At 57.2% G+C, this 25,475-nt stretch carries 25 protein-coding genes and 2 tRNA genes; 15 read left to right on the top strand and 12 right to left on the bottom strand.

Annotated features, from left to right (window positions below):
• The first annotated feature begins 53 nt into the window (after window positions 1-53).
• The gene (locus tag AC0NIH_RS23895) at window positions 54-620 is read left to right on the top strand and encodes an SIS domain-containing protein (protein ID WP_473466800.1); all 567 of its coding nucleotides are present in this window, start codon (window positions 54-56) and stop codon (window positions 618-620) included.
• 3 nt (window positions 621-623) lie between these two features.
• Entirely contained in the window at window positions 624-1,367 is a 744-nt protein-coding gene (locus AC0NIH_RS23890; protein ID WP_473466755.1) for a creatininase family protein, read from the top strand.
• Window positions 1,368-1,542: 175 nt separating this feature from the next.
• Here AC0NIH_RS23890 and AC0NIH_RS23885 read toward each other — a convergent pair whose 3' ends face one another.
• From AC0NIH_RS23885 to AC0NIH_RS23875, 3 genes are all read right to left on the bottom strand, one after another.
• Window positions 1,543-2,460, bottom strand: a complete 918-nt coding sequence (locus AC0NIH_RS23885; protein WP_023776324.1) for a carbohydrate ABC transporter permease — start codon at window positions 2,458-2,460, stop codon at window positions 1,543-1,545.
• Between the two features lie 12 nt (window positions 2,461-2,472).
• Window positions 2,473-3,594, bottom strand: a complete 1,122-nt coding sequence (locus AC0NIH_RS23880; protein WP_473466757.1) for a carbohydrate ABC transporter permease — start codon at window positions 3,592-3,594, stop codon at window positions 2,473-2,475.
• Window positions 3,595-3,685: 91 nt separating this feature from the next.
• Window positions 3,686-5,350 (bottom strand): ABC transporter substrate-binding protein, encoded by a 1,665-nt coding sequence (locus tag AC0NIH_RS23875; RefSeq protein ID WP_473466759.1) that lies wholly within the window; start codon window positions 5,348-5,350, stop codon window positions 3,686-3,688.
• A 293-nt stretch (window positions 5,351-5,643) separates the two neighbouring features.
• Between AC0NIH_RS23875 and AC0NIH_RS23870 the strand changes: the two genes are divergently transcribed.
• Genes AC0NIH_RS23870 through rbsK form a run of 3 tightly spaced genes read left to right on the top strand, consistent with a single transcriptional unit; the run spans window position 5,644 to window position 8,138 of the window.
• Complete coding sequence (locus AC0NIH_RS23870) at window positions 5,644-6,693, top strand: ABC transporter ATP-binding protein (RefSeq protein WP_352715222.1); 1,050 nt, start codon at window positions 5,644-5,646, stop codon at window positions 6,691-6,693.
• A 43-nt stretch (window positions 6,694-6,736) separates the two neighbouring features.
• Window positions 6,737-7,189 (top strand): RbsD/FucU family protein, encoded by a 453-nt coding sequence (locus tag AC0NIH_RS23865; protein WP_473466762.1) that lies wholly within the window; start codon window positions 6,737-6,739, stop codon window positions 7,187-7,189.
• A 4-nt stretch (window positions 7,190-7,193) separates the two neighbouring features.
• Complete coding sequence (gene rbsK / locus AC0NIH_RS23860; protein WP_287268657.1) at window positions 7,194-8,138, top strand: ribokinase; 945 nt, start codon at window positions 7,194-7,196, stop codon at window positions 8,136-8,138.
• A gap of 192 nt (window positions 8,139-8,330) precedes the next feature.
• Here rbsK and AC0NIH_RS23855 read toward each other — a convergent pair whose 3' ends face one another.
• Window positions 8,331-8,876 (bottom strand): hypothetical protein, encoded by a 546-nt coding sequence (locus tag AC0NIH_RS23855; RefSeq protein ID WP_352715215.1) that lies wholly within the window; start codon window positions 8,874-8,876, stop codon window positions 8,331-8,333.
• A gap of 313 nt (window positions 8,877-9,189) precedes the next feature.
• Window positions 9,190-9,266 (bottom strand) — tRNA-Asp (locus AC0NIH_RS23850).
• 217 nt (window positions 9,267-9,483) lie between these two features.
• Between AC0NIH_RS23850 and AC0NIH_RS23845 the strand changes: the two genes are divergently transcribed.
• A tRNA-Val gene (locus AC0NIH_RS23845) sits at window positions 9,484-9,559 on the top strand.
• Window positions 9,560-9,674: 115 nt separating this feature from the next.
• On the opposite strand, the gene AC0NIH_RS23840 is transcribed toward AC0NIH_RS23845, so the two are convergent.
• Together AC0NIH_RS23840 and AC0NIH_RS23835 are read right to left on the bottom strand one after the other, a co-directional pair.
• Complete coding sequence (locus AC0NIH_RS23840) at window positions 9,675-10,490, bottom strand: hypothetical protein (RefSeq protein ID WP_473466764.1); 816 nt, start codon at window positions 10,488-10,490, stop codon at window positions 9,675-9,677.
• Window positions 10,491-10,576: 86 nt separating this feature from the next.
• Entirely contained in the window at window positions 10,577-11,272 is a 696-nt protein-coding gene (locus AC0NIH_RS23835; protein WP_473466766.1) for a MarR family transcriptional regulator, read from the bottom strand.
• A gap of 268 nt (window positions 11,273-11,540) precedes the next feature.
• Here AC0NIH_RS23835 and AC0NIH_RS23830 point away from each other — a divergent pair, with 268 nt between their 5' ends.
• The 6 genes from AC0NIH_RS23830 to AC0NIH_RS23805 all read left to right on the top strand — a co-directional run bounded on the left by AC0NIH_RS23830 (window position 11,541) and on the right by AC0NIH_RS23805 (window position 17,281).
• Entirely contained in the window at window positions 11,541-11,801 is a 261-nt protein-coding gene (locus AC0NIH_RS23830; RefSeq protein WP_473466768.1) for a hypothetical protein, read from the top strand.
• Entirely contained in the window at window positions 11,801-12,133 is a 333-nt protein-coding gene (gene hxsD, locus AC0NIH_RS23825) for a His-Xaa-Ser system protein HxsD (RefSeq protein WP_473466770.1), read from the top strand. Before AC0NIH_RS23830 ends, hxsD begins: the two co-directional genes overlap by 1 nt.
• Window positions 12,134-12,224: 91 nt before the next feature.
• Window positions 12,225-13,583 (top strand): His-Xaa-Ser system radical SAM maturase HxsB, encoded by a 1,359-nt coding sequence (gene hxsB, locus AC0NIH_RS23820; protein ID WP_474025076.1) that lies wholly within the window; start codon window positions 12,225-12,227, stop codon window positions 13,581-13,583.
• Window positions 13,584-13,656: 73 nt separating this feature from the next.
• Window positions 13,657-14,784, top strand: a complete 1,128-nt coding sequence (gene hxsC / locus AC0NIH_RS23815) for a His-Xaa-Ser system radical SAM maturase HxsC (protein WP_473466774.1) — start codon at window positions 13,657-13,659, stop codon at window positions 14,782-14,784.
• A gap of 38 nt (window positions 14,785-14,822) precedes the next feature.
• Window positions 14,823-16,577: a hypothetical protein gene (locus tag AC0NIH_RS23810; protein ID WP_473466776.1), complete on the top strand. Its 1,755-nt coding sequence runs from the start codon at window positions 14,823-14,825 to the stop codon at window positions 16,575-16,577.
• A 128-nt stretch (window positions 16,578-16,705) separates the two neighbouring features.
• Complete coding sequence (locus AC0NIH_RS23805; protein ID WP_473466778.1) at window positions 16,706-17,281, top strand: recombinase family protein; 576 nt, start codon at window positions 16,706-16,708, stop codon at window positions 17,279-17,281.
• Window positions 17,282-17,316: 35 nt separating this feature from the next.
• On the opposite strand, the gene AC0NIH_RS23800 is transcribed toward AC0NIH_RS23805, so the two are convergent.
• Window positions 17,317-20,622, bottom strand: a complete 3,306-nt coding sequence (locus tag AC0NIH_RS23800) for an N-6 DNA methylase (RefSeq protein WP_473466780.1) — start codon at window positions 20,620-20,622, stop codon at window positions 17,317-17,319.
• A 92-nt stretch (window positions 20,623-20,714) separates the two neighbouring features.
• On the opposite strand from AC0NIH_RS23800, the gene AC0NIH_RS23795 reads away from it, so the two are divergent.
• A complete protein-coding gene (locus AC0NIH_RS23795; protein ID WP_473466782.1) occupies window positions 20,715-21,491 on the top strand; it encodes a hypothetical protein in 777 nt (258 codons plus the stop codon).
• Window positions 21,492-21,510: 19 nt separating this feature from the next.
• Here AC0NIH_RS23795 and AC0NIH_RS23790 read toward each other — a convergent pair whose 3' ends face one another.
• A complete protein-coding gene (locus AC0NIH_RS23790) occupies window positions 21,511-21,870 on the bottom strand; it encodes a sunset domain-containing protein (protein ID WP_473466783.1) in 360 nt (119 codons plus the stop codon).
• A gap of 717 nt (window positions 21,871-22,587) precedes the next feature.
• Complete coding sequence (locus AC0NIH_RS23785; RefSeq protein ID WP_473466785.1) at window positions 22,588-22,797, bottom strand: DUF3072 domain-containing protein; 210 nt, start codon at window positions 22,795-22,797, stop codon at window positions 22,588-22,590.
• A 459-nt stretch (window positions 22,798-23,256) separates the two neighbouring features.
• Here AC0NIH_RS23785 and AC0NIH_RS23780 point away from each other — a divergent pair, with 459 nt between their 5' ends.
• Together AC0NIH_RS23780 and AC0NIH_RS23775 are read left to right on the top strand one after the other, a co-directional pair.
• Complete coding sequence (locus AC0NIH_RS23780; protein WP_474025075.1) at window positions 23,257-23,652, top strand: hypothetical protein; 396 nt, start codon at window positions 23,257-23,259, stop codon at window positions 23,650-23,652.
• 231 nt (window positions 23,653-23,883) lie between these two features.
• Complete coding sequence (locus tag AC0NIH_RS23775) at window positions 23,884-24,039, top strand: hypothetical protein (protein WP_473466062.1); 156 nt, start codon at window positions 23,884-23,886, stop codon at window positions 24,037-24,039.
• A 367-nt stretch (window positions 24,040-24,406) separates the two neighbouring features.
• On the opposite strand, the gene AC0NIH_RS23770 is transcribed toward AC0NIH_RS23775, so the two are convergent.
• Together AC0NIH_RS23770 and AC0NIH_RS23765 are read right to left on the bottom strand one after the other, a co-directional pair.
• A complete protein-coding gene (locus AC0NIH_RS23770; protein ID WP_473466059.1) occupies window positions 24,407-24,646 on the bottom strand; it encodes a DUF6894 family protein in 240 nt (79 codons plus the stop codon).
• 25 nt (window positions 24,647-24,671) lie between these two features.
• On the bottom strand, window positions 24,672-25,400 hold the full coding sequence (locus AC0NIH_RS23765) for a Crp/Fnr family transcriptional regulator (RefSeq protein WP_473466056.1): 729 nt from the start codon (window positions 25,398-25,400) through the stop codon (window positions 24,672-24,674).
• Window positions 25,401-25,475: the final 75 nt, after the last annotated feature.

Genomic DNA, 25,475 nt, shown 5'->3' with positions numbered 1-25,475 from the left:
AAATCAAGCTGTTCGTGGGAAAATCGCAGGATGATTTCGAGGGCGGGTTTGCCGTGAGCGACCGGAACGAAAGCCTGTTCAAGACCGCGCTTGCCGAACTCGGCGGCGTGCTGGAGCGCGTCGACGAGAGCCGGATCGATGCCGCCTGCGAGATGCTGGCTGATGCCGGGCAGATCGTCGTCTACGGCTGCGGCCGCGAGGCCTTGCAGGTCAAGGGCTTAGCCATGCGGCTCTATCATCTCGGCCTGCCGGTTTCCGTGGTCGGCGACATGAACACGCCGCCTCTGGGGCCGGGCGACGTCTTCCTGGCCAGCTCCGGGCCGGGAGAAACCACGACCGTGCTGACCTTGATGCAGGTTGCGCACGCCGCCGGCGCGACCAACCTCCTGCTGACTGCCCAGGCCGAAAGCAGCGCTGCAAAGCGCGCCGATTTCACGCTGCTCATTCCCGCGCAGACCATGGCCAACGACCAGGGCGCGCAAAAGACATCGGTGCTGCCGATGGGCTCGGTGTTCGAAGGAGCGCTGTTCCTGCTGTTCGAAGTGATGGTGCTGAAGCTCAAAGCCCTGATCGGTGCGTCGCCTGAAGCCATGCGCGCCCGCCACACCAACATGGAATAGATCATGCGCTATGAGCTGATGCTGCCCCACCAGATCCGCACGGCGATCGCCGAGAATTGGCCGGTCGCGCTGCCGCTCGGCGTGCTCGAATACCATGGCGAGCACATGGCTGTCGGCATGGACACGCTGGCTGTCGTCAAGACGCTGGAACTGTTGGAGAAGGAGAGGGAGGTCGTCATCCTGCCGCCCTTCTACTACGGCGCCGCGAGCTACGCAGTGGCGCCGCCGGAAGGCACCGGCTCGGTGCAGGTCGGCGGCAATCAACTGGCTCCGTTCGCGGAAGAGCTGTTCTACGGCCTGCTGCGCATCGGCTTTCGCAACATCCACGCCATCGTCCATCACCAGACCGAAAATTTCGCCGCCGGCATGCCGACCGACCTCGCCTTCAAGACCGCCGGCCGTCAGGCGATCTTCCGTTTCCTCGAAAAGCAGCGCGGCGAGGGCTGGTGGGGCTCTCCAGCGATGGCCGATTACTATGCTGGGCACGCCGAGGGTGAAAACTTCTTCAACTGGGTGCAGGTGCATCCGCTGATGCCGGCGGCCATGAACGGCAAGTACCCGTTCGACCACGCCGGCATCGGCGAGACATCGCTGATGCTGGCCTTATGTCCGGAAGCTGTCGATGCCGCCTATTTCGCCGACAATACCGGCTGGTACACGGCAAACGCGCCGGAGGCCTCGGCTGAACTGGGGCAAAAGGGTGTCGCGATGATTATGGACCATCTGAGAGAAATCCTCAGGCGCTAGGGGAGGTTCTTCCTTCTCCCCTTGTTGTGGGAGAAGGTGGATCGGCGCGTAGCGCCGAGACGGATGAGGGGTGTTCCAGCGGAATGAGGCGTTGGTGTTCCCTGGAGCACCCCTCATCCGACCGAGCTTCGCTCGGCCACCTTCTCCCGCAAGGGGAGAAGGGAAGGGGCAGCCACTACTTCACGGCCCCCGCGGTCATGCCCATGATCAAATAGCGTTCCAGCGCGATGCCGATGACCGCCAGCGGCGCAATCGCCGCGGTGGCAAGCGCTGCCATCGACCACCAGTTGATGCCTTGCGAGCCGGTCTGGCTCGCCACCATGACGGGAATGGTCTTGGCATCGGTCGAGGTCAAAAGCGCGGCGAAGAAATACTCGTTCCAGCACAGCACCATCGCCAGGATGAAGGCGGCGACCATGCCCGGCAGCGCGATCGGCATGACGATACGGAAAAAAGCGCCCCAGATCGACAGCCCGTCGACGAGCGCTGCTTCCTCGAGCTCGACGGGAATGGAATTGAACTGGTCGCGCATGATCCAGATGACGATCGGCAGCACCATCAGCGTGTAGAGCAGGATCAGCCCGATGCGGGTGTCGAGCATGCCGACTTCCCGGTAGAGCACCAAGAAGGGCAGGGCGAGCACCACGGGCGGCAGGATCAGCTGCGACAGGAAAAAGAAGGAGATGTCCTCGTTCTTGAACCAGGCGAATTTGTAGCGGTAGCGCGTCAGGCCGTAGGCGGCGAGGCTGCCGATGACGATGGCGAGGCTGGACGCGCCGACCGAGGTGATGACCGAGTTCATGAAGCGCTTGAAGAACTCGTCGCGCACGGTGGAGGTCTGGAAGATCGAATCCGGCGACAGGCCGAGCGATCGCCAGCCCTTCCAGTCCGGCCAGAAATCGACGAAGGGGATCAGATGCCCTTGCGTGACGTCGACAGCCGATTTGAACGAGGTCGTTATCGTCCAGTAGATCGGGAACAGGCAGATGAAGGCCCAGAAGACAAGCGCGCCGTAGATGAAGACACGGCTGGTGATGAAGCTCGCCGGAGAGCGGATTTCGGAAACGGTGTATTCGGTGGTCTGAACGCTCATGATCCGGCCGCTCTAGTTCACGTTGCGCACGAAGCGGTTGGCGATCTTCAACAGCCAGGTCACGAACACGATGATGATGACGAGATAGGCCATCGCCAGCATGGTGCCGTAGCCGACATTCGAGCGATCGCGGTATTCGCGGTAGATGAAGCTGGAGACGGAATCGGTCGCGCCGCCCGGGCCTCCGGACGTCACGGTGATGATGATGTCGGCAAGCTTCAGCTTGAAGATGATGCGCAGGATGACGGCGGTCACCGAAACCGGCAGCATCAGCGGGAAGGTGACCTGCCAGAAGGTCTGCCAGGCATTCGCGCCGTCGACGCGGGCCGCCTCCAGCACCTCGCGCGACATGGCCTGCAGGCCGGCCAGCAGCATGATCATCATGAACGGAATGAAGGTCCAGGCATCAAGCAGCATGATCGAGATGCGCGCGATGATCGGGTCGGAAAAGAAGGCGGGATTTTCCCAGCCGAGATGGCGCGCCAGCGTCGCCGCCGGGCCGAACCGGTACTCCATCAGCGATTTGCCGATCATCCAGGAGACGGCGACCGGCGACAGCATCAGCGGCATCAGGAAGACGACGCGGAAGAATTTTCGCGCCCGGATCTGTGCGTTGAGCAGAAGCGCCAGCCCGAAGGCAATGACATATTCGACCAGCACCGCCAGCACGTAGAGCACCATGTTGAACAGCGCGTTGCGGTAGTAGGGATCGCCCAGCATCTGCCAGAAATTGTCGAGCCCGTTGAACTTGCGGCCCGAGAACGAACTCAGGTTCCAGTCCGTCAGCGCGATGTAGAAACCGAACAGCGTCGGGAAGATCACCATGGCGATGGTGAACAGCAGCGCCGGCAGCAGGAACAGCGCGCGTTGGCCGTCCTCGCCGCGCGTCAGCACCTGGCCGACGCCGAGCGCCACGCCCCACAGCACATAGGCATAGACGACCGGGCGCCAGGTCTCGAAGCCGACGGTGCCGGCCTCGGTCTTGTACAGGATCTCGATGACGATGATCGCCAGCAGGCCGAGCGTTGCCGCAGCCATCAGCGCCCAGCCAAGCCGTTTGCGGGCCGGGGAAATCAGATCGTAAGCGCCGGCATCTGCCGGCCACTGGTTTGCGGTCGAAGTCTGGTCAGTCACAAATCTCGCCCGTTTGGAAGGCTCCTCGATGAGCCGGAGCCCGGTCTAAAGTGGTCCGGCGTTGCCGCCGGACCACGGTTCATAGGCTAGCCTACATGCCGAGCGAGGCCTTGTAGAGCTTGATCTGGTTGTCGCGGCCGATCTGGTCGGTCAGCTTCTCCCAGGCCGCTGCAATGGCGTCTGCGCCTTCCTGCGCCTTCATCTTGCCGGCGAAGGTGTTGGCCAAAATATCCTCGGCGGCGGAATAGTACTGGAAGATGCCGGGGATACGCGGCTCGATCGCCGCATTCGGGTGGTTGTAGCTGTCGCCTTCCGACTTGAGATACGAGGTGATGAAGGCCTCGTCATAACCAGCCGCCACCCACTCGGGAATGTCGAAATGCGAGTTGCGGTAGGGCTGGAAGCCCGACGGGTACATGGCCGTCCAGATCGACAGGTCCTTGCCGCCGAGATGGGCGGCCGCAGACCACGCCGCCTTCTTCTTCTTCTCGTCGGCATCGACCCGGGCCATGACATAGACGCCCCAGCCGAGATAGGCGCAGTTCGGCGCGTAGTTCGGCCCGCTGGCGAGCTTGTCCCACTTGCCGGTCTTCGAATTGTAGACGTCGTCCGAGCCCGGCAGGATCGAGAAGCCGGTGACGTCGCCGATGACCGAGGAATCGTTGGTCTTGACGTTGGAGCCGACGTCGCCCCACCAGGTGACCATCGACCCGGTACCCGCCAGGAACTGCTGGAAGGCGGTGGTGTTGGGATCGGCGTTGATCTGGTCGGCGGGTTCGGACGGCAGCGCGTCGATGACGTCCTGAATGGCGCGCACCCAGGCCGGGTTGTTGACGCGCGGCTTCATCGTATCGGCGTCGAACAGCCAAGCCTTGTCGTCGGGGTGCTTGGCATAGGCGGTGGCGCGGCTGCCGAGGAAGTAGAAGCCGAAGCCGCCCCACGGCTTTGGCGCGTCGAGATAGCCGTAGACGTCTTGGTCCTTGAGCTTCTTGCCCTTGAGGAACTTGGTCACGGCTTGCACCTGCTGCCAGGTCTTCGGCACGCCCCATTCGCCTTGGCCGCCGCCATCCTTCCAGGCCTTGGCCAGATCGGCATCGGCGAACACGTCGGTGCGGTAGTTGAAGTTGTGCGCGTCGCCGTCGACGGTCACGCGGTACTGCTTGCCGTTCCAGGTGCCGACAGGCGGCTTCAGATAGTTGACGAGGTCGTCGAAATCGATCTGCGTCTTGACCCAGTCGGGCATCTCGGAGGTCAGGCCCTTGCCGCACACATCGCCTTCGAACGGCGCGCCCATCTCGATGATGTCGAAGTCGACGGTGCCGGTGGCGATCGACTGCTGCAGCCGGGCATTGTAGTCGGCCTGCGCCAGGTCGATCCAGCTGATCTTGGCGCCGGTATAGGCCTCCCACGGCTTCAGGAAGCCGCGGAACAGCACATTGTGCAGGTTCTGGTTGTTGAGGCCCATGAAGGTCAGCTCGACGCCGGCGAACTCACCTTCCTTGACATTGGCCTTGGTCGCTTCGAGGCAGAGCTCGCCGACCTTCTGGAAGTCGGCATCGGTCGGCTGGCCTTTGCCAACGCCGGGAATCTGCAGGATTTGCTTGCGCAGCTCGCTTGCCGCGGAAGCAGGGCGTGTCAGGGCGCCGAGCCCGGCGCCGGATGCGGCCGCGATGGCCGCCATGCTGGCCGCGCCTTTCAATATGTCGCGCCTTGTGGCGCCGGCACGGGCCAGTTTTTCGTAAAGATCGACTCTCATGTACCATTCCTCCCAGAACAACAGCCGTGATTGAAATGCCAACTTCTCTCGGACGCCGGAACGTCGACGGTTCTCCTCGATAAAACAGGGACCTGAGACCCCACCCAGTGTCCGCCTGGAGCTCCGTCTTCCGGGTCAAAGGTCCGGCATTCGGAATTGGCGACCATCACTATTCTCGCAACGCGATGGCGTGTCAACGAGATCGGGTTTTTATCTATAAGGGACCGACTTGCCCTGGCAGGTCGCGTTGGTTAGCTTCTGCGCCTACGGCTGGTGGAGCCGATGGGGGAGACATGGCTCAAGTCGCAATCAGCAAAGTGGCCAAGGCCTTCGGAACCGTCAAGGTTCTGCACGAAGTCAGCGTCGATATAGCCGATGGCCAATTCGTGGTGCTGGTCGGCCCTTCGGGTTGCGGCAAGTCGACGCTGCTCAGGATGGTGGCCGGGCTGGAGACCGTCTCGGGCGGCACGATCGCCATCGGCGACCGCGTCGTCAATCACCTGCCGCCAGCCAAGCGCGACATCGCCATGGTGTTCCAGAACTACGCGCTCTATCCGCACAAGACGGTGGAGCAGAACATGGCCTTTGCCTTGAAGCTGCGGAAAACCGATCCGGCCGTGGTCGCCGAGCGGGTCAAGCGCGCCGCCGACATCCTTGACCTCAACCCTTATCTGAAGCGCTACCCACGGCAGCTCTCGGGCGGGCAGCGCCAGCGCGTGGCCATGGGCCGCGCCATCGTGCGCAATCCGCAGGTGTTCCTGTTCGACGAGCCGCTCTCGAACCTCGACGCCAAGCTGCGCGTGCAGATGCGCACCGAGATCAAGGAACTGCACCAGCGGCTGAAGACCACCACCATTTACGTCACCCACGACCAGATCGAGGCCATGACCATGGCCGACAAGATCGTCGTCATGCGCGACGGCCGCATCGAGCAGGTCGGCGCGCCACTGGAATTGTTCGACCGGCCGGCGAACCTCTTCGTTGCCGGCTTCATCGGCTCGCCTTCGATGAACCTGCTCAAGGGTGTGGTGCGCAAGGGCGGCGTCGACATAGCCGGAACGCTGTTCCCGATCGCCCCCAACAATGCAGTGCAGGACGGTCAGGCCGTCGTTTACGGCGTACGACCGGAACATCTCGAAATCCATCCCGATGGCGTGCCGGCGAAGATTTCGGTGGTCGAGCCGACCGGCTCGGAGACGCTGGTTTTCCTGCGCTTCGGCGATGGCGAGATGGTGGCGCTGTTTCGCGAGCGCCACGACTTCAAACCCGGCGACACGCTCAAGCTGCGGCCAAGGCTCGACCATATCCACCTGTTCGACGCCGAGACAGGCAAGCGTCTCTAAATCTCGGCGTCTCTGATCTCAAACGGACTTCACGAGGACCATCATGCTCAAAGGGATCCATCCGTTGCTCAATGCCGACGTGCTCCAGGCGTTGCGGGCGATGGGACATGGCGATGACTTGATCATCGCCGACACCAATTTTCCGGCCGCTTCGGTGGCGAAGCAGACCGTGCATGGCAAGCCCCTGCGCATCGACGCGCCGGCCGCAGAGGTGGTCAAGGCGGTGCTGTCGCTTTACCCGCTCGATACGTTCGTCGACGACTCGGCCGCGCGCATGGAAATCGTCGGCAAGCCCGACGAGATCCCGCCGGTGCAGACGGAAGTGCAAAAGGAGATCGACAAAGCCGAGGGCAAGGCCTGGCCGATGATCTCCGTCGAGCGCTATGCCTTCTATGAGCGCGCCAAGCAGGCTTATTGCGTCATCCAGACGGGCGAGCGCCGCTTCTATGGCTGCTTTGCCTTCCGCAAGGGCGTCGTGCCGCCGGAGGCGGAGTAGCGGCATGGCCTCGGGCAAGCCGGTCGTCATGAAACCTGTGGTCATATTGGGGGTCTTCGTTGCCGACACCGCCTATCGCGCCGATCGCCAGCCGCGCATGGGCGAGACGATTCTCGGCAATTCGTTCAAGCTCGGACCTGGCGGCAAGGGGTCCAACCAGGCGGTGGCCGCCGGCAAGCTCGGCGCCGACGTCACGTTTCTGAGCCGCCTTGGCGTTGATCCTTTCGCTGACATGGCGAAGCAGACCTGGGCGCAGGCAGGTGTGAAAAGCGCCGTCATCGACACGCCGGACAGCTATACGGGCGCCGCCTACATCTTCGTCGAGGAGGGAAGCGGCAACAACGCCATCATCGTCAGCCCGGGCGCCGCCATGCTGATCTCGCCGGCGGATATCGAGGCCAGCGCGGACCTGATCCGCGCCGCCGGCGTCTTCGTCACCCAGCTCGAACAGCCGATCGATGCGGCGATGCGGGCATTGGAGATCGCGCGCGGGGCAGGGGTGACGACCATCCTCAACCCGGCTCCGGCGGCCAAGCTTCCCGACCGCATCTACACGCTCTGCGACTATCTCACGCCCAATGAGACCGAGACGGAGGAATTGACCGGCATGAAGGTCTCCTCGGTCGACGAAGCGCGGGTCGCCGCGGACAGACTGCTCGAAAAGGGCGTCGGCACGGTCATTGTCACGCTCGGCGACAAGGGCGCGCTGCTGCACGCGAAAGATCGCTCGGAGCATGTTCCCGTCATCAGCGCAGGCCCGGTGGTCGAAACCACGGGAGCAGGGGACGCCTTCAATGGCGGCTTCGCCGCGGCCCTGTCGCGAGGCGTGGAGCCGCTGGAGGCTGTGCGCTTCGCCTGCGCCGTCGCCGGCATTTCCGTTACGCGTCCAGGCACGGCGCCATCGATGCCGACGCTGCAGGAGGTCGAGGCACTGCTGGCGAAGGGTTGAGATAATTGAGGTTCGCGGGCCGACCGAACCATCAGGCTGTTCCTGCCTAATGCATGCCCAAACAATGACCTCGGTTTTGGGACCTCGGTTTTGGTAGAACGGCATGCATAGAAACTAAGGACCCAAAACGCATCGCACGAACCGCTTCAACGCGATGCGCCTTGGATATCCCGTGGGCGATCGTCTGACCAGTTACTGCTTGATGTAGCAGCGCTTTCTCCGATCAGGCGCGGGATCGCCGAATGCATCGTTGTCGCATTGGACACCGTTGCGGAACACGTCCTGCGTGAATCGGCCGCGCGCTCCGTACCTGACCACTTTGCGGCCATCGAAGTCGCAGAACTCACCTTCATCGGCACAGACTGCCCAGCTCTCGCGGCGCGGCGCGTCGTAATCGTCATCCGACTGATCCCGGTCGCGCATGACGATGAAACACGACTTTGGCCTGCCCGGTGCGGGGTCGCCAAAAACGCGATTTGAACAGGGCACTGCGTTTCGCTCGATATAACGCGAGGTCGTGCGGCCCCGGGCGCCGTACACCACCTCGGCAGGGTACGGCAGACGGCAGATGCCGCCCTCGCGCGCGCACTGCTGCAGCCGGTCGGCCGACGCGGTCGCTGGGAAAAGGGCGGTGGCGACCATCGTTACGGCACCCAGGTAAAGGAGCGTGAATATCGTGCGTATAGGAATGTTTCGTGCGATTGACACTGTAAGTCCTCCATGCCGTTTCGGCAGCATATCTGTGCAGCTCCGCTGTCTGCGAAATGAATGGAGCGCTTTGTGGGCAAATCCGCAAGCGAGATCCGCAAGACCAAACACGGCTCAACGGTTTCAAGAGCCGCTTTTCAGCATATTGGAGTGGCCTCCCGTTTGCCACACCGTCACGTATGCATGTTTGGTTTTTTGAAGCCGGCTGTGAAGACCGTCGGCGGTGTACGATCGGCGCGGGGGCGATCACTGACCGCGCCTCGACACTTCATTTCTGAAAGTGGACCTTGACAATTCATGTCGGCATTTCCCTGTGCCAAGAGTTTGAAACCCTTGAGAGAAATGGCGCGAGTGACGGGGCTCGAACCCGCGACCTCCGGCGTGACAGGCCGGCACTCTAACCAACTGAGCTACACCCGCGCATTGACGAGCACGTGTCAGCCGTGTTCGTCGTTGGGGCGCTGGATAAGGGGTTCGCCACCGGGTGTCAAGCGCACCAAACCATCATAACAGCAAACTGGAGAAGGTTTTTTGACAGCCGGCGTTTTGTTGGCAAATCCGGCCCGCGAACAGGGCGTCGCCTTTTCATTTGGCCTTGCGAAGCCGGTCCCGACCGCTTAAAGGTCCGGCCCGGAGCGGGCGATTAGCTCAGTTGGTAGAGCGCTTCGTTTACACCGAAGATGTCGGCGGTTCGAGCCCGTCATCGCCCACCACTTTGATTTTGAAGCGTAAATTTTACTTCCGAAATGTCAAAATTCGGCCGCCGAAAAGCCACCTAGCTACAGAATAGCAACACTTCGCTGGCAGTGATCATGGGCTTGAGCCGCATTAGCTGCCCTCTTCAAAACGCTTGAGCTTCTCCAGCACGAAATCATTGGGCCGAACCAAAACAGGAATTTCAGCGACCGTAGCCTTACCTTCCAACACCTGTGCGAAAGCGTCCGCCTGTGCGATTTGCTCACTATCACACGCATCGCGCGGAAGGACGGTTCGGCAATCAAAGAATGTGCTTGCGACGTCACCTTGGCCCGCTACTCTCGTCGATCCGGTCGCAACCAGATCATCATTGAGGGCGATGTTGATCTCCGTTCGCCAGAGCCGTTTGTCTGTGGAAGCAAATACGCCAGCTCTCCCACACAACCGTAGGAATCCAACACCGTATCTAATCTCAACCTGATGGCGCGCGCGTTCATGAAGGCGACCTAGGGCATGTGCGGAAGCATATGCGGCAACAACCCCGACTCTGTAATCTGGGCTGGTTCGGCCAATTTTGATGTAATGACACTGGAGGGTGATACCGGTCTCCAGACCTGTCATTGCCTCCATTGGATGATCGTCGGACAGCAGAGTTGTAAACATCAGTTCGCAAGCTCTTCTTCCAGTGGAACGGGCGATGTCGATAAAAACTCCCGCATCCTCGTTGGCTACCGCCCTGATCCGGATCGCTGCGGCTTTAAGGAAGACCACCTGTTTAAGTGGAGAGATGTCTGCATTTAGAGGCTCAACCAGCCACTTCACTGCTGGCCACCACTCCCTTTCAGTGCCGTTGGAAATGGCTCCGGCGCCGATCAACTCGCGACGCTTTACCTCTCGCCCAACCTGACGAGCGAAAATGCGGCCTTCAGTCGTAATGGATTTCGACATAGATACCCCTAGGCTGTCACGAACGAGCGCTGTTGGAGATGCCGAATAGGTCAAGCGCCCTGCTGCCCGGCCTTTCGCAATCGGCGCTAAAGTCCGATTACTTCTACTTGGCCGCTCTCAGCTACAAACAGCGTGACGATGGTGAGACGGACAAGGGCCGAAGCCGTTTCGTTGAACAGAGACCGATATCGCGGGAAGTCAGGGAGCGCGATTGCGACTTGAGCGGTCGGATACGCCGACTGCATGCGTAGCGCCTTGAGAAGCGCGTGAGAGTACCAGTGCTGCGCCTGTAGAGAAGGATTGGTAGGCTTGGTTTCACCGCTCCTATTGGGGTCGCGATAACCACGTGAAGGATATCCCTTCACCTCAATCATGATCTCTTTGCAGAGACGCGTGGCATGGATATCCACGCCCCGTTCTTTCGTGGCTGTGTCCGCCTGTGAAATGATGGCCCAGCCTTCTTCGCTGAGATAGTTCGCGACAGCGCTCGTCACGTTACCTTCCCAAAACCAATCAAGGGTGGCGTCGAGAGATCCTGTCGGGAGCCGCTGTTCTCTCTGCTGAGGCGGTTGAACGGGAACCTCTAAATTGTTTCCCAACGGGAAGTTTCCGAGTTTGCCAGTCGGATTCGGGCGTCTCTCCACGACGCCAGCCGCAGCCAACAGTCGGCAGATCTGGTTCACCGTCTGGCGCGGTTTGATTTGAAGGGCCATTGAAATCTCATCGTCATCTCGGCCCGGAAAGCGGGTAACAAAATCGGCGATACGTTCACGATGATCCATCGCCTGACAATGACTAAGCGCTCACCGCAAATCAAGATATGACCTGCCGACTCAGCCTACCTGTCGCGCCTCTGCCTCTGTTGCCGGGATAGTCGCCGAATTTGCTAGGCCACGGCCGGTGAGACGCCGAGGAACGGCGGTTCCGTTAATTCTACAATACAGTATTTGGCTCGAACATTTAGTGATCCATTAAGCACTTCTCAACAATCGGCACTTGCTCGGCTTGCCCCGTTTTGCTAATGAGTCTGTACAAACGGGGGTTTGAATAATGTCGAAGCGCAATTTTCTGTCACCAATGGCCTTGTCGGCCACGATGATTCTCGGCGGCCAAGTTCAGGCTGCAGTCCTTGTCGAATCGGCAAATCAGCCTTCGGCCAAGCTCGCTGAAGCTGGCACTGTTCCGGCGGACCTCGGCTACGGTGAGGTGCTCGACCGCTCAAATGGTACGGACGTTATGATGGCGTACCACACCAGCCATTCGAGCCACGCGAGTCATGCGTCGCATTGCTCTAGCTACAGCACTTGCTGATGACGGACACCCCTCGCGATAGCGAGCTCGTCCAGACTGCCCAAGTCAAGTTTGATCTGTCAGTCTTCAGCCTCGACTGTGTGAAGCGCGCAGCGTATCGGGTAACTGGAAACGCTGCGGTTGAGATCACGATCGAAGGCGGCTTCGCAGTATGCACGATCAACTTCAGCAAGGCGGCCGCGCGAGCTGCGGCCGACGCAGCGATAGAAAGGCTGCGGCTAGAGGTCTTGGATCAGGACCTGCGTAGCAGCATCGCCGCCGAAACCGCGACGGTTAGAAACGCTATCCTGGCGCTGGCGTTTTCCAGATCGGGCCTACAGTCCGATGACTAAGTTTGCTCCGGCAACTGAGTTCCAACGACCGTTGGACGACACATACCAGCTCGCGTACTTTCGTTTTTCCCAGTTGGATGACGAGCGGTATATGCTGACCAACCAAGCGGGCGAATATCTGGTATTGCCGCGCGCCGTGCTGGCTTCGTTTGTCAAGCACGAGCTTCCCTGCACACACCCCGCTTACTCCCGCCTGCGCAGCAGGCAGTTCCTCTTTGATGCATCCTCCAATATCGGCAAGGAGCTGCTGGCGCTTAAGGTTCGGACCAAGGCAAAGAGGCTAGAGAACTTCACCTCGCTCCACATTATGGTCGTATCCCTGCGTTGCGAGCACTCCTGCCCCTACTGTCAGGTATCCCGTCAAAGCGAAGATCGTTCAGCCTTCGATATGTCAGGGGAGACTGCCGAGAAGGCGTTGGCGCTCATTTTCCAGTCTCCAAGTCCGGCTATCAAGATCGAGTTCCAAGGCGGTGAGCCGCTTCTGAATTTCCCGTTGATTCAACACGTCGTGCATCGGGCTGAAGCGATCAACAAGGTCGCCGGGCGGTCGCTGCAATTCGTTATCACGACGAATCTCGCTGTCGTTACCGACGAAATCTTAAAGTTTTGCCGCGAGCACAGCGTCCTAATTTCTACGTCGCTTGATGGTCCGGCCACTCTTCACAATGCCAATCGACCGCGGCCGGGAAAGAACAGCTATGAATTGGCTGTGGCAGGTATCCGCAAGGCCAGACTTGCTCTCGGCCATGAACGCGTCAGCGCACTTATGACGACGACCAAAGCCAGCCTTCCACTAGTGCGCGAGATTATTGACGAATACGTGCGGCTAGATTTCCCCGGAATATTCCTTCGGCCGCTGTCTCCTTATGGCTTCGCGGTCAAGACGAAATCGTACGCTGCCTATGACGTGGACCACTGGCTCGACTTCTACTTCGACGGGTTGAATTACATTCTGGAACTGAATCGGAACGGCATTCCTTTCAAGGAGTTTTACGCGGCCACCATCCTTACAAAAATGCTCACGCCTTTCGAGCCGGGATACGTAGACCTGATGAGCCCCGCAGGTATCGGTATCTCCGCCGTTGTCTATAACTATGACGCCAGCGTCTACGCATCCGACGAAGCGCGCATGTTGGCTGAGATGGGCGACAAGACATTTCTGCTCGGGAGCGTCCACGAGAACACGTACGCCGAGATTTTCGGGTCTGACGCTCTCCTCGATCCTATTGAGCAATCCTTTGCCGGGTCCGCTCCAATGTGCGCCGAATGCGCCTACGAGCCTTTTTGTGGGTCTGATCCCGTGTTCCACACTGCAACGCAGGGCGACTTTGTTGGCCTCAAAACGCGGTCGGGATTCTGCAATCGTAACATGTCGATCTTCAAGAGGCTGATCGACCTTATGGAGAGGGACGTTACCGTCCGAGAACTCTTTCTAAGTTGGGCGAATTAGGATGTTGCGACTAAGCGGGTTCGCTGCATCAGCAAGCGTCGGTGATTTCTCACAGCGAGTGGTACTTAGACTCGTGACGGGCCAAGCGGATCAAGCGCCTAACCCAGAACATGATGCGTATCTTTTCAAGGGGCAGGCGTTTCATGGTGAATGCCCGTGGGTTGTCACCTTTGAGCGGCATCGGCCGGAGGCTGAGCGACTATTTTCAGACCGACGACTAGTCGTTCTGCCCCACGAGTTCGACTACCTCAGCGAAGGAGACATTATCCGCTTTGTGCCGGATCGGAAGGCGGTGCGTGTCCTGTTCAGAAAGGATGCCAACGCGAACTATTTCCTCGTAACGGAGCGGTGCAACCACCTGTGCTTGATGTGCTCCCAGCCACCCAAAGACGTTGACGATCGCTGGTTGGCGCGCGAGATTTTGGAAGTGCTGCCCTTGCTGCCCGCAACGACACCGTTTCTCGGAATCACTGGCGGTGAGCCGACGCTGGTGGGTGAGGACTTTTTTGATATTTTGTCATCAGCTCGTGACCACCTTCCTTCTACGCCGGTTCATATTCTTTCCAATGGACGGACATTTAAGGACAAGGCCTTTTCGCATCGCTATCAAGCAATCGGGCATCCTCGTCTTTCCATTGGCATACCGATCTACTCGGCGGACCCGGAAGTGCACGACTATGTGGTTCAGTCCAAGGGCGCTTTTGATGAGACAATCCGCGGGATCATGAATCTGAAGGCCGTCGGGGCCGAGGTCGAGATACGAGTTGTCGTTCACAAGCAGACCTATGAAGGTCTCGCCGACCTGTCAGATTTCATTTTTCGGAACCTGACCTTCGTCGATCACGTAACTTTTATGGGGCTTGAGATCACCGGGTTCACAAGAGCAAACATGGATAAGCTCTGGATGGACCCATACGATTATCGCAGCGAACTGCGATCGGCCGTGCAGTATCTCGCTGCGGCAAGGATCAACGTTTCGGTTTACAACCATCAGCTCTGCCTTCTAGATGGTTCAATCCACAGATATGCAAAGCGGTCCATTAGCGACTGGAAAAACGAGTATGTGGAGGAGTGCGCAATGTGCTCGAAGCGGGAGGAATGTGGCGGCTTCTTTTCCTCCAGTCATCTAGCGCGGAGCGCTCATATCTCAGCATTTCAATATAGCAACGCTGCGGGCAAATTCGATGATCTTGCTGTCTGATAGCAGTCTCAGCTCCCGACAATAAAGCAGGGCGCATTGTGAAAATAAAGCGCATCGAGTCGATCAGCCTTCAGCATGTTAAGGGGATCGAGAAAACAACTTTTACCCTAAATGCGCTGCCCAATAAACCAACCCTACTGGTTGCCCCGAATGGGTTCGGCAAAAGCTCTTTTGCTATGGGGTTCGACTGTCTAACGGCTAACAAGCTTTCTATTCCCGAAGATCACCATTACAAAGGCGACGAAAGCAAGCCAGCCAAAATTCTACTAAATATTGTCCTCGAAGACAACAGCAGTGAGTCTCTGGAGGCCAATGATTCCAGCAACGATATAAACAGCCGCTTTGATGTAGCCGTAATCAACAGTCCATTGCGGCCAAAAGCGAGAAAAGCGAAAATCGGTGGAGCAATTGTCGCTTCAGCTGAGATTGAAATTGATCGAGTTGTATTAGTAAAAAACGTTCCTAACAAGCAGTCGCTATCTTACAAATATTCAGACGCAAAGGATATTTTGGGGCCGAATGGAAAAATACTACCAAACGTATCATCTCTAGTCTCTAACAAACTGCTTATGAGTCAGATCTACGAGGATGTAGACTTCTCCAAGGCTGGTCAGGTTGGTATCACGTCGCGCATCGAAAATTTGCGCCTTTCTGTCACGGCCCAACTTGGCTCAGCGGCCGATATCATCGCAGGGGTGAGTCAGGCTCTTCTCGCTCCGGTTTTGCAGATAGAGTATATTTCAAAAACAATCCAAGTGCTCAAACAATACAATGTTGGATTGAATTCAGATCTTGAATACGTGCTGGCCGCGTTGCAGATCGGAAATATTTATACGTCGGACAAGAAGCGGTTTAGAGATGTAATCTCTCGCTATCGTTACGAAATATTCAAGGATTCTCTATCGGAAGATTTGTCGATGTTGAACATGACTTGGAAATCAATCAAAGCCGTTGAAGATAAAAACATCGGCTTATACATGAATTTTCCACCGGCGAATCAGATATCAAATGGCGAAAGAGACATAGTTTCATTTTTGGCTTCGCTCATTAAGGCGCGCCGTCACTTCACCAAACGTAGCTGTATTCTGGTAATTGACGAGATATTTGACTATCTCGACGAAGCAAATCTTGTAGCCTGCCAGTACTATGTTACGCATATTATTTCAGCGGTCAAAGAAAGGGGCGATCAGATATTTGTCTTTATAATGACACATTTAGATCCAGCCTACTTCCGAGGCTTTTGCTTCAAAGATCAGAAAATAATATTCTTAGACAAGACAAGTGTTGTACAAGATCGACCGGTAGAGAAGATAATATTCAATCGGGAGGATTCCTTAATTAAAGATGCTATTTCAGAGAATTTTCTTCATTATAACCCGGTCTTCGTGGACCTCAGCCCGGATTTTCAGCGTCTCTCTTTGCGAGCTGACTTGGCGAAATCCGACTCTTTTTATGCTCACCTCGATGCCCAGCTGGATAGGTATCTTGCTGGTAACTCCTATGAGCCTGCGGCCGTCTGCTGCGCAGTTCGCTTGGCTGTGGAGAAGGCGACCTACCTTCAACTGGTAGTCGGTGATCGTACCAGCTTCATTCAGACGCATAAGACCTCAGCAAAGCTTCAATTCGCTGAGGAGAGGGGGGTTCCTGTTCTTGAAGTCTTCTACATGCTAGGGATCATTTATAACGAGGCAATGCATATAACGCCAAACTTCGATTACGTCACGCCTGTAATGTCCAGACTAAGAAATCTCACTATTAAACGGATGATACGGGTCGCTACGGGTAAGCAGTGACAGGCCGTCACTTCGCGGTATGCCCTGAGGTGACGTAACACGACCTATCCCGCACCATGTAACATCGGAGTTGACACCGAGTATTTGTGACAATGTAGCCTCAGGCGTAAACCTTGAGGTGACACCTAATGAGCCGGATTGGCTACGCCCGCGTCAGCACCATCGACCAAGATCTCGATACACAAATTGCCAAGCTGAAGGCTGAAGGCTGCGGCATCATCCGCTCAGAGAAGGTCTCGGGGGCCAGCCGCGATGGCCGAGCTGAACTCGAGACCATTCTCGATTTTCTTCGGCCCGGTGATGAACTGGTCGTAACGCGGCTTGACCGGCTCGGCCGCGACACGCGCGACGTTCTCAACTTGATTTACGAATGCGAGCAGAAAGGCGCATTTGTCACTGTGCTCGACCCGCACGTGTCAACGCGCGGCGAGATGGGCCACGTTGTGCTAACGGTCCTAGGCATGGTTGCACAGATGGAACGTCGCTTTATCAGAGAGCGGCAGCGCGAAGGCATCCAAAAAGCGAAGGGCGCGGGCATCTACAAGGGAGGCAAATCGAGGATCGATCAAAAACGCGTCTGCGAGATGCATGACGCGGGTGGGGGTGTGTCCGACATTGCGAAAGCAATGGGCTGTTCGCGGATGCAGGTCTACCGGATCCTACATGCGGGCGCGGCCTCAAAATCTGGGGCTCATCTCCTGTAAAGACATCGGATCGTCCCAATCCATTCTTGCGGGGGCTATTCGAAAAGCCCGGTTGAGGCTTTGCGCTTCCGCGAGATGTCGAGACGTTTTTCACCAGTTTTCACCTTGCTCTGGCCCCGTGACAATTTTTCGACGATCACGTCTATTGCGTCCAGTTCTGTTGCCATGCCGTTTCGAATTTTTGATCGAAGACGTCCGAGCACCCGCGGCTCCAGATCCGTGTCTCCCTCTCTGAGGATTACTTTGTCGGAACTAGTCGCACAAATTTGTCCCAGCCGCGCGAGCTCGTCGTGATCCGGGTCACCTATCTTAAATCGGGGGAACGGCACCTTTACAATGGTTTTATGAATATCTCGGGGGCCAAAAAGGCCACGAGATTGAAATTGTTTAATAGCTCTGTTGGCATAGCCAGAATTAATGAAAGACGCGAGATAGAAAGCCTCCTTTCGCGTTCTCACCTCGCACCAGTATGCCTTGTGGTCTACTATAAATGGATGGTCGAATGATTGGCGATCCACTACGGCAGCGGAAGCATCCGTCGCGGACGAAGTGTATAGTACGAGGTAGCGAGCCCGTGGATTTTGGCCCGTAAGCTTGGACTGCCAATTGAGATAGCTACTGAGAGTGTTTCCGCCATTGCGTTCGGTGCGGTTGGACTCCCAAAGGTCTTCGGCTCGTCTAAACCACGCACTCGCAAATCGGTAGCCTCTCGCCAGTAAGGAGTCGGCTTCGAGCACCTCAAATTTTCCATTGGATTCAACTACAGGCAGAAGGACCAGCGGCGGCGCTATTAGTGCGAAAGGAACGATGTTCCGAGAGATTGCGGTCCGGAAAAATAGAGCGCTTTCGGCTCGCTCTTGTATCTGCAGCCCCTTCCATGGCTTCTTCGCCTCACGCTCTGCGGCAATAGAGGTCTTGAGGGCAAGGACACGATCGCGCAAATCCTCGCCAGCGTCGACGCGCTGGTCGATATCGACGAAGAAGAAATTCCGAGGGACGATTGTCGCGCCCTGAGTGAAACTTGATGTGTAAGCGTTTGCACCAGCGAGCGAGTCCCCTGTGGTCGCGGTGATCGCCGACTTTGTACGCTTCTTCGTGCTTTGTAGCCGCGAGTAGAACCAGCGCTTCTTTTCCCACGTTAGGCTACGTCGCGCCTCCAACAGATGAACCTGCGCCTTACGCAGGCGGCCTGAAACAGAGTACCCATCAATACCAAGTTCCGGCAGGGCGTTCTCGCCTTTCCCCTCCTTTCCGTACTGCGCGAACAGGACGCAACACGGCACCCGAAAAAGCGGCGCGACACCATCAAGATCCCAAACGGCAGATAGGCGCAGGCCTGAAACGTTCCCGGCGCGAGTAGCCTCGTGCTGATCGGCAGACATGAAGCTCCGCGGCAGGACGAACGCTAATCTGCCGCTGCGCTTCATAAAGTAGTTGACGGAGTGGGCGAGGAAAATCGCCGCTATCTCAAGGTGTGGAAAGTTTGCCCTATTTTCGGGCGTTACCCGATAGTGATCTGACAGCGTCCTCAACAGGTTCTGGTAGTCACCGTTGGACACTCCCGCGTATGTCAACCATGGTGGGTTACCAACAACGAAGTCGAATCGTCCCATTAGGAAAATCGGCTTGTAGGAGTTCTGCAGGATGAACTTCCAAATGCTGTCCCGGCCCTCGTTGTGTGCACCCCACATTGCGCTATAGATGTCGTACAGTTGACTTGGAAGATCTCGCGATTGCGACTCGTCAAACAAGGAGGCGCCGAGCTGAAAGAAGCGCTCTCGCGAAAGTAGCTCACCGTATCTGTCGACGAGTTCATCACAGAAAGTGATTAGGGCATCGAAGGCTTCCGGCGCGGACACTCCACGAGTATCGATAGCATAGGACCCATTGTCGACGGTCACATTGAACGTGGACTCAAACAAATCTGCCGTCCCTCGCGGCACGAGAAGACTGTTTGCAAGGTAGATGTGCAGCGTCACTGGGCGGCGAGCTCGGCGGACAGTCTCACCGAGGGACAAAAGGACGGTGGTCTTCGCAATGAGAACCGACAGTGGATGGATGTCGATGCCAACCACTTGCTCGGCGAGTTTCTCAGCGCCGAGATCAGGGAATTGTTCCCGAAGTCGCGCGATCCCTGCGCGCAGAAAAGAGCCGCTGCCGCAAGCGGGATCGAGGATGGATGACGTGCGTTCGAGGGGTAGCTCCTCCATCACTCGTTCGCAAAGCCAGTCGGGAGTATAGTACTCGCCGAGCGCGTGACGGGTCTCGAGGTCGATCAGTTCTTGATAGACACCCTTGAGAATGTCTTCCTGCACTTCTGAAAAATCGTAGGAGTCGATCTGGCGTCCTATCTCGCGGAACATTGGGCGAAGCGTCGTTAGGAACTCGTCTGAAGCGACCCAGTGAAAGAAGTCATCTTCTACAAAGCGTTCCACGTTCAGGCGGTCGAAGATCCGGCCGGAAAGGACGTCACGAATCGTACTGTCGTCGGTCGCCGTCTCCTTCGTAATGACCGAATAGGCTATGAATTTTGCGAAGACAGAAAGGTAGGTGTGGACGAGGAACAGCTTGGGTGAGTTATCGAAATGGCCGTAGGCAATTGAAAGGAAGCGGTTCCATTGCTCGAATGCGACCTTGAGTTCGCTTTGATGCTCCAGGGCTGGCAAACACCGGTTCAGCGCGGTTATGGAATTAATAAAGGCCCTAGACGTATCCCCGAAGTTCGCCCTGATGTTTTCTAAGGTCGCAGTCTTACGCTCGTCGGCAAACAGAACCTCGTCGAGGAAGAAAGGGAATTCGGCGAACGTGCTAGGAGAAAGATCAAACGCTTGGACCTCACGCAACTCAAAGCTGCGTCCCATTAGTTCATCGACCGCGACGTGAGACCAGTCGGGTGCGTAGCGACGCCAGCGTATGCCATCGGTGGAGAGGAGTGTGAACTTATACTCCTGACCAGACCTCCAGTTGCCTTCTAGATATTCTTTAAGCTGGTCCCGGGCATGGTCCCCCGTTCGGCCGAGATCGCGCTCCCATTCAATAATTACGGCATCGGTCTGGCTATCCGCCCGCCCCCTTGCCGTACGGCCGTCCCTGAGGATGTTTGCCACCGAGGTTTCAGCCCCCATCGCCATATCGCGTATGAAGCCTTGCACCTTTTCGTCACTCCGGAAGATGGAGGTGACATAGGTGAGGAATCTTTCCTTCTTGGCAGCCTCAGAGTTGGCTCGCCGCAGGTCGTGATAAAGATGCTCAGTTTGGGCAGAATCGAAGAGTGTTTCGAGCACGGCAACCTCGAGAAACGGAAACGGCAGCCCTAACACGATAGTCAGGTGCGACGCCATCCTAGCTTGGCCCGTGCCGTTGGCACGGGACGACATTTGGAGTCAGTGTTGCCCGCTGGGAATCTTGGCTTCAAACAGCTGCGGAGGGGCACGTGGGTGCGTATTCGGAAGAAACGATCGGACTATTTGCAGAAGCCTATGAAAAATGGACCCTGCGGCAAGAACAATTAATGACGGACTATATGACTCGGGCTTATCGTGGTGAAAGGGCATCCGAGTATGCGCGGCATGGTTTGTCGAGGCGATTGCAGAGCCTTCGTCACGGCATCGATCGGATGTTTCAATTGATACCCCTGGAATCGGATGAGCCTCCAAGCCGCGATGAGCTCATGGATGCTACAGCCTTCATTCACTCGTTTCTGGTGAGCGTCTACGGCGGTTTGGACAACGTCGCTCGTATTTGGTGTTGGGAAGCCGAAGTGAAAAACGGGAGGGGAAAACCTCTCGCAGACGGGCAAATTGGTCTTGGCCCCAAGCACATCACGGTTCGCGAGAGCTTGTCACACGAGTTGCGAGATTACCTAAAAAGCGCTGATCCTTGGTTCGAATATTTAGCAAACTACCGTCATGCAGTGGCTCACAGGATACCTGTCTACATCCCTCCAAAAACGATTAGCGACGAAGAGGGCAAGGAGTGGCGAAAATTAGAGGAAGGGATTGCCCGAGCTGCGAAAGCTAGGAATTTCGATGAGTATGACTGGCTCTTTGCCGCCCAGAGGGCTCTTGGTCGCTTTGAGCCTGTAATGACACATTCATTTGGAGAAAATGCGAGGCCTGTCTGGCTTCATGGGCAAATGCTTTGCGATTTCTCAACTGTCGTTGAGATTGGCGAACACCTGCTGAAAGAGTTGAATGGGCTAGACATCTGACAGAAACAAACGCATTCGACTATACCTTGGCCTTTCGCCAGCCAGCCCACCAAGCTTCCCATTCGGAGCAGAACCAACGCTCTCCTCGCGCCGGGTTAATGCGTGTGGCCAGATAATACTCTTGACCCGGCACGTGATAGATATGCTCGCCGCGATCGTTGATGTTTCCTTTGATGTCGCAGCCCACTCTGCGCACGGCGACGGAGGTCGTTGATCTGCCGGGATAATGAACGTTTGGAAGAGAGTGGCGGGTGTCTATCGCGACATAAGCGAGGGACGCCGTGCCAAGCAGCGCCAGAGAAACAGGAAGACGAACTCGCAGAAGCGAACGCCACCAAGGTGTTCGCCGTCTAGCCCACGGATGAACAGAATTGCCCATGCCATCTCCCCGAGGGGAGAATGCTTCTGTCAGGCGGAAGAGTCTAGAGAAGGGCTTCATCGTCTGGCGCTGGCTGTTGCTCCTCAACGTAAGCCTGACAACCTTCATTGAAGGATTGGCTATTGCCATCGCAGTCGTTGGCGTCCGAAATACCATTTCGTTCGGCCCAATCGTATCCCGCTTGATGGCCGGGGCAGCCCGCTGTGCAGTCGTAGCCTCGAGCGTCTGCTGCGTCACGGCAGGACAGTCCACAGGCTTAACAACACGATAGCGTCAAAGGCGGCCCACCTGCTCATCGAGGTATACCCGATTGGCGTTTAGAGGGCCCGCACCACTGGGGGGTGATGCGGGCCCGGCCAAGGGTTGCCTTTCCTTGACCAGCGGCGCTAGGCGCTGCCATCGCTGGAACGAGTTCTTGAACCTGAGGTTCTACAAAGGACAAAAAAGCCCGCCATTCATTCACGAGGTCTTGCTCAATCGTGCTGACCCCGGGCGCGGGCAATGCGCCACAGCCGGTCACTTCAGGGTTTAGGCCCGAGGCTACACTGTCACAAACAGTCGCTGTCAACCCAGATGTTACATCGCGCGTGATGGATTATGTTACATCACCTCAGGGCATACCCTGACGTGCAGCTATGACGGTGAGAACGGCACTGGTATTTGCATAAGCGGCACATGGTTGCTCGCGGGGCTCGGAACGGTCGCTCCCAAGTTCCGTTAAAGCTTCAGCTTCGCCCTTAGGGCATCAATTCGCTTGGAGGCCTCTGCTTTGCTGAGATCTTCGACGTAACTTTTGTCGTCGTCCGCCTGTTCACACAATGTTTTGAGGTAGGAAGCCTGCGACGGAGTCATTGGCTCGTCACCAGTCGTCCATTCGTCAGGATCCTTGTTGATGTTATCGCTTTTTTCTCGGGCCGAAGCTTGCATTTCGTTCCTCCATGCGCAGAACGGCAAAACGCGTTTGATCTCCTTTTGTTCCCCATATTCATCAGCGTTATATATTCGACAAGGCAGATTAGGAGATAGCCTGCGAGGCGTGCTATATGGGGGATGAAGATTTCCCCAATGGCCGTTTTTCCGGCCATGCTTGCCGACCCCCCCCCCCACGCCTTCAATGAGATCGTGCTCGCTCGCGCCCTGCGGTCGAGCCTAGCGCAGCAGCGGGCGCTAACGCGTGCTTTGCTTGAGGAACTTGCCTGTGTTCGCATGGAGGTCAGGGACGCCTCTGCCTTCCGCTATCACGTGCGCGCAGACTTCCTCAGCAGCTTTGCTTCGGGGGCACGACAGGCCGGGCCTCCTTCACTTGGTAAAGAACGCACTTTGAATCATTTTGAAACGCGCTTCCAAACAGTGTAGCAATTACCCTTCGCTGGAAGGGACGCCGCGATGGTTTCAACGCAAACAGACATCGCCCGAGCGGCTATCGAAGCCAGCTTCCTGTCGCGACACAATTCCTTGGTCGGAGCCGCCGCACTCCGCCAGGATATGGATCGAACCAGACGGACGATTGCGGTATCACGAGAACTGCTGAAAAGGCTTCGCCAGCGCCAGCGCGATGATGCTCACAAGGTGAGGGCAGATGCAGAACCGGCCCCCACAACCGTGTCCGCATTCGACGCCGACATTATCCGCAAGGTGTTCCACGATATGGTATTGGAAACGGGAGTGCCTGACTGTCAATGGCGGGATCTGGCTAAGAGCTTGGTATTCGAGTTCACCGGGTGCGAGCAGATTAAAGCTGGCTTGGTTGACTGGATTGTCTCAGGCGCTACCCAACTGTAGGGATGAACGGGCAGTGCACTAGCCAACTATTACCTAGTGTGACCTGTCGGTTCCCAGTTTGCGCGCTTTTTGGCCGCTACCAGTCCCGCCAATGGCGTGTGCTGCCGCCGCCGCGAGGTCGACCACTGCAGCATAGACGTTCCATCACTCCATACGATGCGCAAGATTCCTGAGTGCGAAGAGGGAACTCTTCCAGCGTCTCGAAGTTCGGGCTCGCATTGGAGAACCGAGATGCCCATCAATCCAGCTGCCAACGACAATAATCATTCGAGCAAGAAGCCGGTCAAGGCGACCGAAACCACGCTTAAGGATCAAATAGAAGAAGCCAGAGCGCGGCTCAGATACAAAATGGCACGGCGGGCGATGAAACTTAGGGCGAGACACTGAGATGCCGTGGTCGAGCGATGACGGCCGTAACGAGCAGGCAACAGCGGCTGCGGCACTTATTGTAGAAAAAGAAAGGGCCGAACGTGCTGCCAAAACTGCGCGGTTGAAAGAAGCCCGTCTGGCACAGGAGCCAACCGTGCCCTCGCCGATAAGGCGCAACTCAAAAGCTACGAAGAAGGTGCGCCGGATTTTTGTGGCAGGCTAGGAGGTGCATGACTCGCAATCACAACCGCCCAGCAGGAGATATATCTGCGCACCCACGGCTGACCCCGAAAAAGAAGAGCGCAGGTGGCGGCCTGTTGGCAGGCCCAACGATGCCTATGGCGGCTTCACGCGCTCGCACGACCTAGAATGAAACGGGGTAACCTCAAAGCCCGCTCAGCTTCTTCTGAAGGGTGATGCTCAAGCTCAGCAGCCCTTCACCAGTCTCGTCCCTGACGTAGATAGCTAATTGCTGGCCATCGAGATCCTTGAGGGATTCTCGCGCCAGATCTCTGAGTCCTTCTATGCCCTCACGACATGCTCCCTCGATGCCGTCACATTCAATTCCCACCTCGTCTTTCACGAGCTCGTCACGGTCAGCGCTGTCAAAGAAATATCTCGCCATGGAACACCTCTATTGCCACAACGCTTCAGCGGCCCTTTTGGTGCAGATAGGTAGGGTCAAAATCTCCGGCGCGAATGAGCCCTGACCAGTCGGTTGCATGAAAACGCGAGCCCACGGTGGAGATCAGACCGTCGCGTCTAAGGTCCTGGAGCACTCGGTTCACGTGCACTGTGGAAAGGCCAAGCGCATCACCAAGCGCAGCCTGCGTTATCGGAAGGCGGGCCACATGATCTTCAATGCGGCCGACCGCCCGGAGGCGGACAATGAGTTCGCACAAAATGTGAGCCATACGAGTACAGGCATCGCGTCTTCCAACGTTGGTGACCCACTCTCGATAGATCGCCGCATCAATTACTGTCGAGCGCCAAAAAACCCTCATGATGGAGGGGTGCTGGTCGCAAATAGCGCGAAGGGCGTCATGCCGCATGAAGCCTACGCGAGAGCGCATTAAAGGTGTAAAACTGCAGTCCATGACCGACAGGTGCAGTCCATGAAGGTCGGGAATATCGCCGGGAACGAAAAACGAGGTGATCTGGCGTTTGCCATCACCTGTCATTTTAGTCGAGCCTATCAGGCCGTCTAGAACAACAAAGGAAAGCGTCGGCTGGTCGCCGTCGCGCAGAATGTCTGCGTTGGCCTGATATTCCTTCTCCTGAATTGCCACGTTTCCCAAGATCGTAGTGTCTGATGGTCCGAGGTCAGAGATCGTCTGGAGCTTGCGGATCAAAATGTTCGAGGAAGGATTCTGTGCCATCGAGGACCTTATTGGGGTTGGAACCCAACTTACAGCGGGCGCTAATGTTCCGCTGCGCTGCCGAGCAGATGACGG

It is taken from the genome of Mesorhizobium sp. WSM1386 (genome assembly GCF_055901595.1).
Note: the sequence above shows the minus strand (reverse complement) of the source record. Positions and strands in the feature narration are given on the sequence as shown.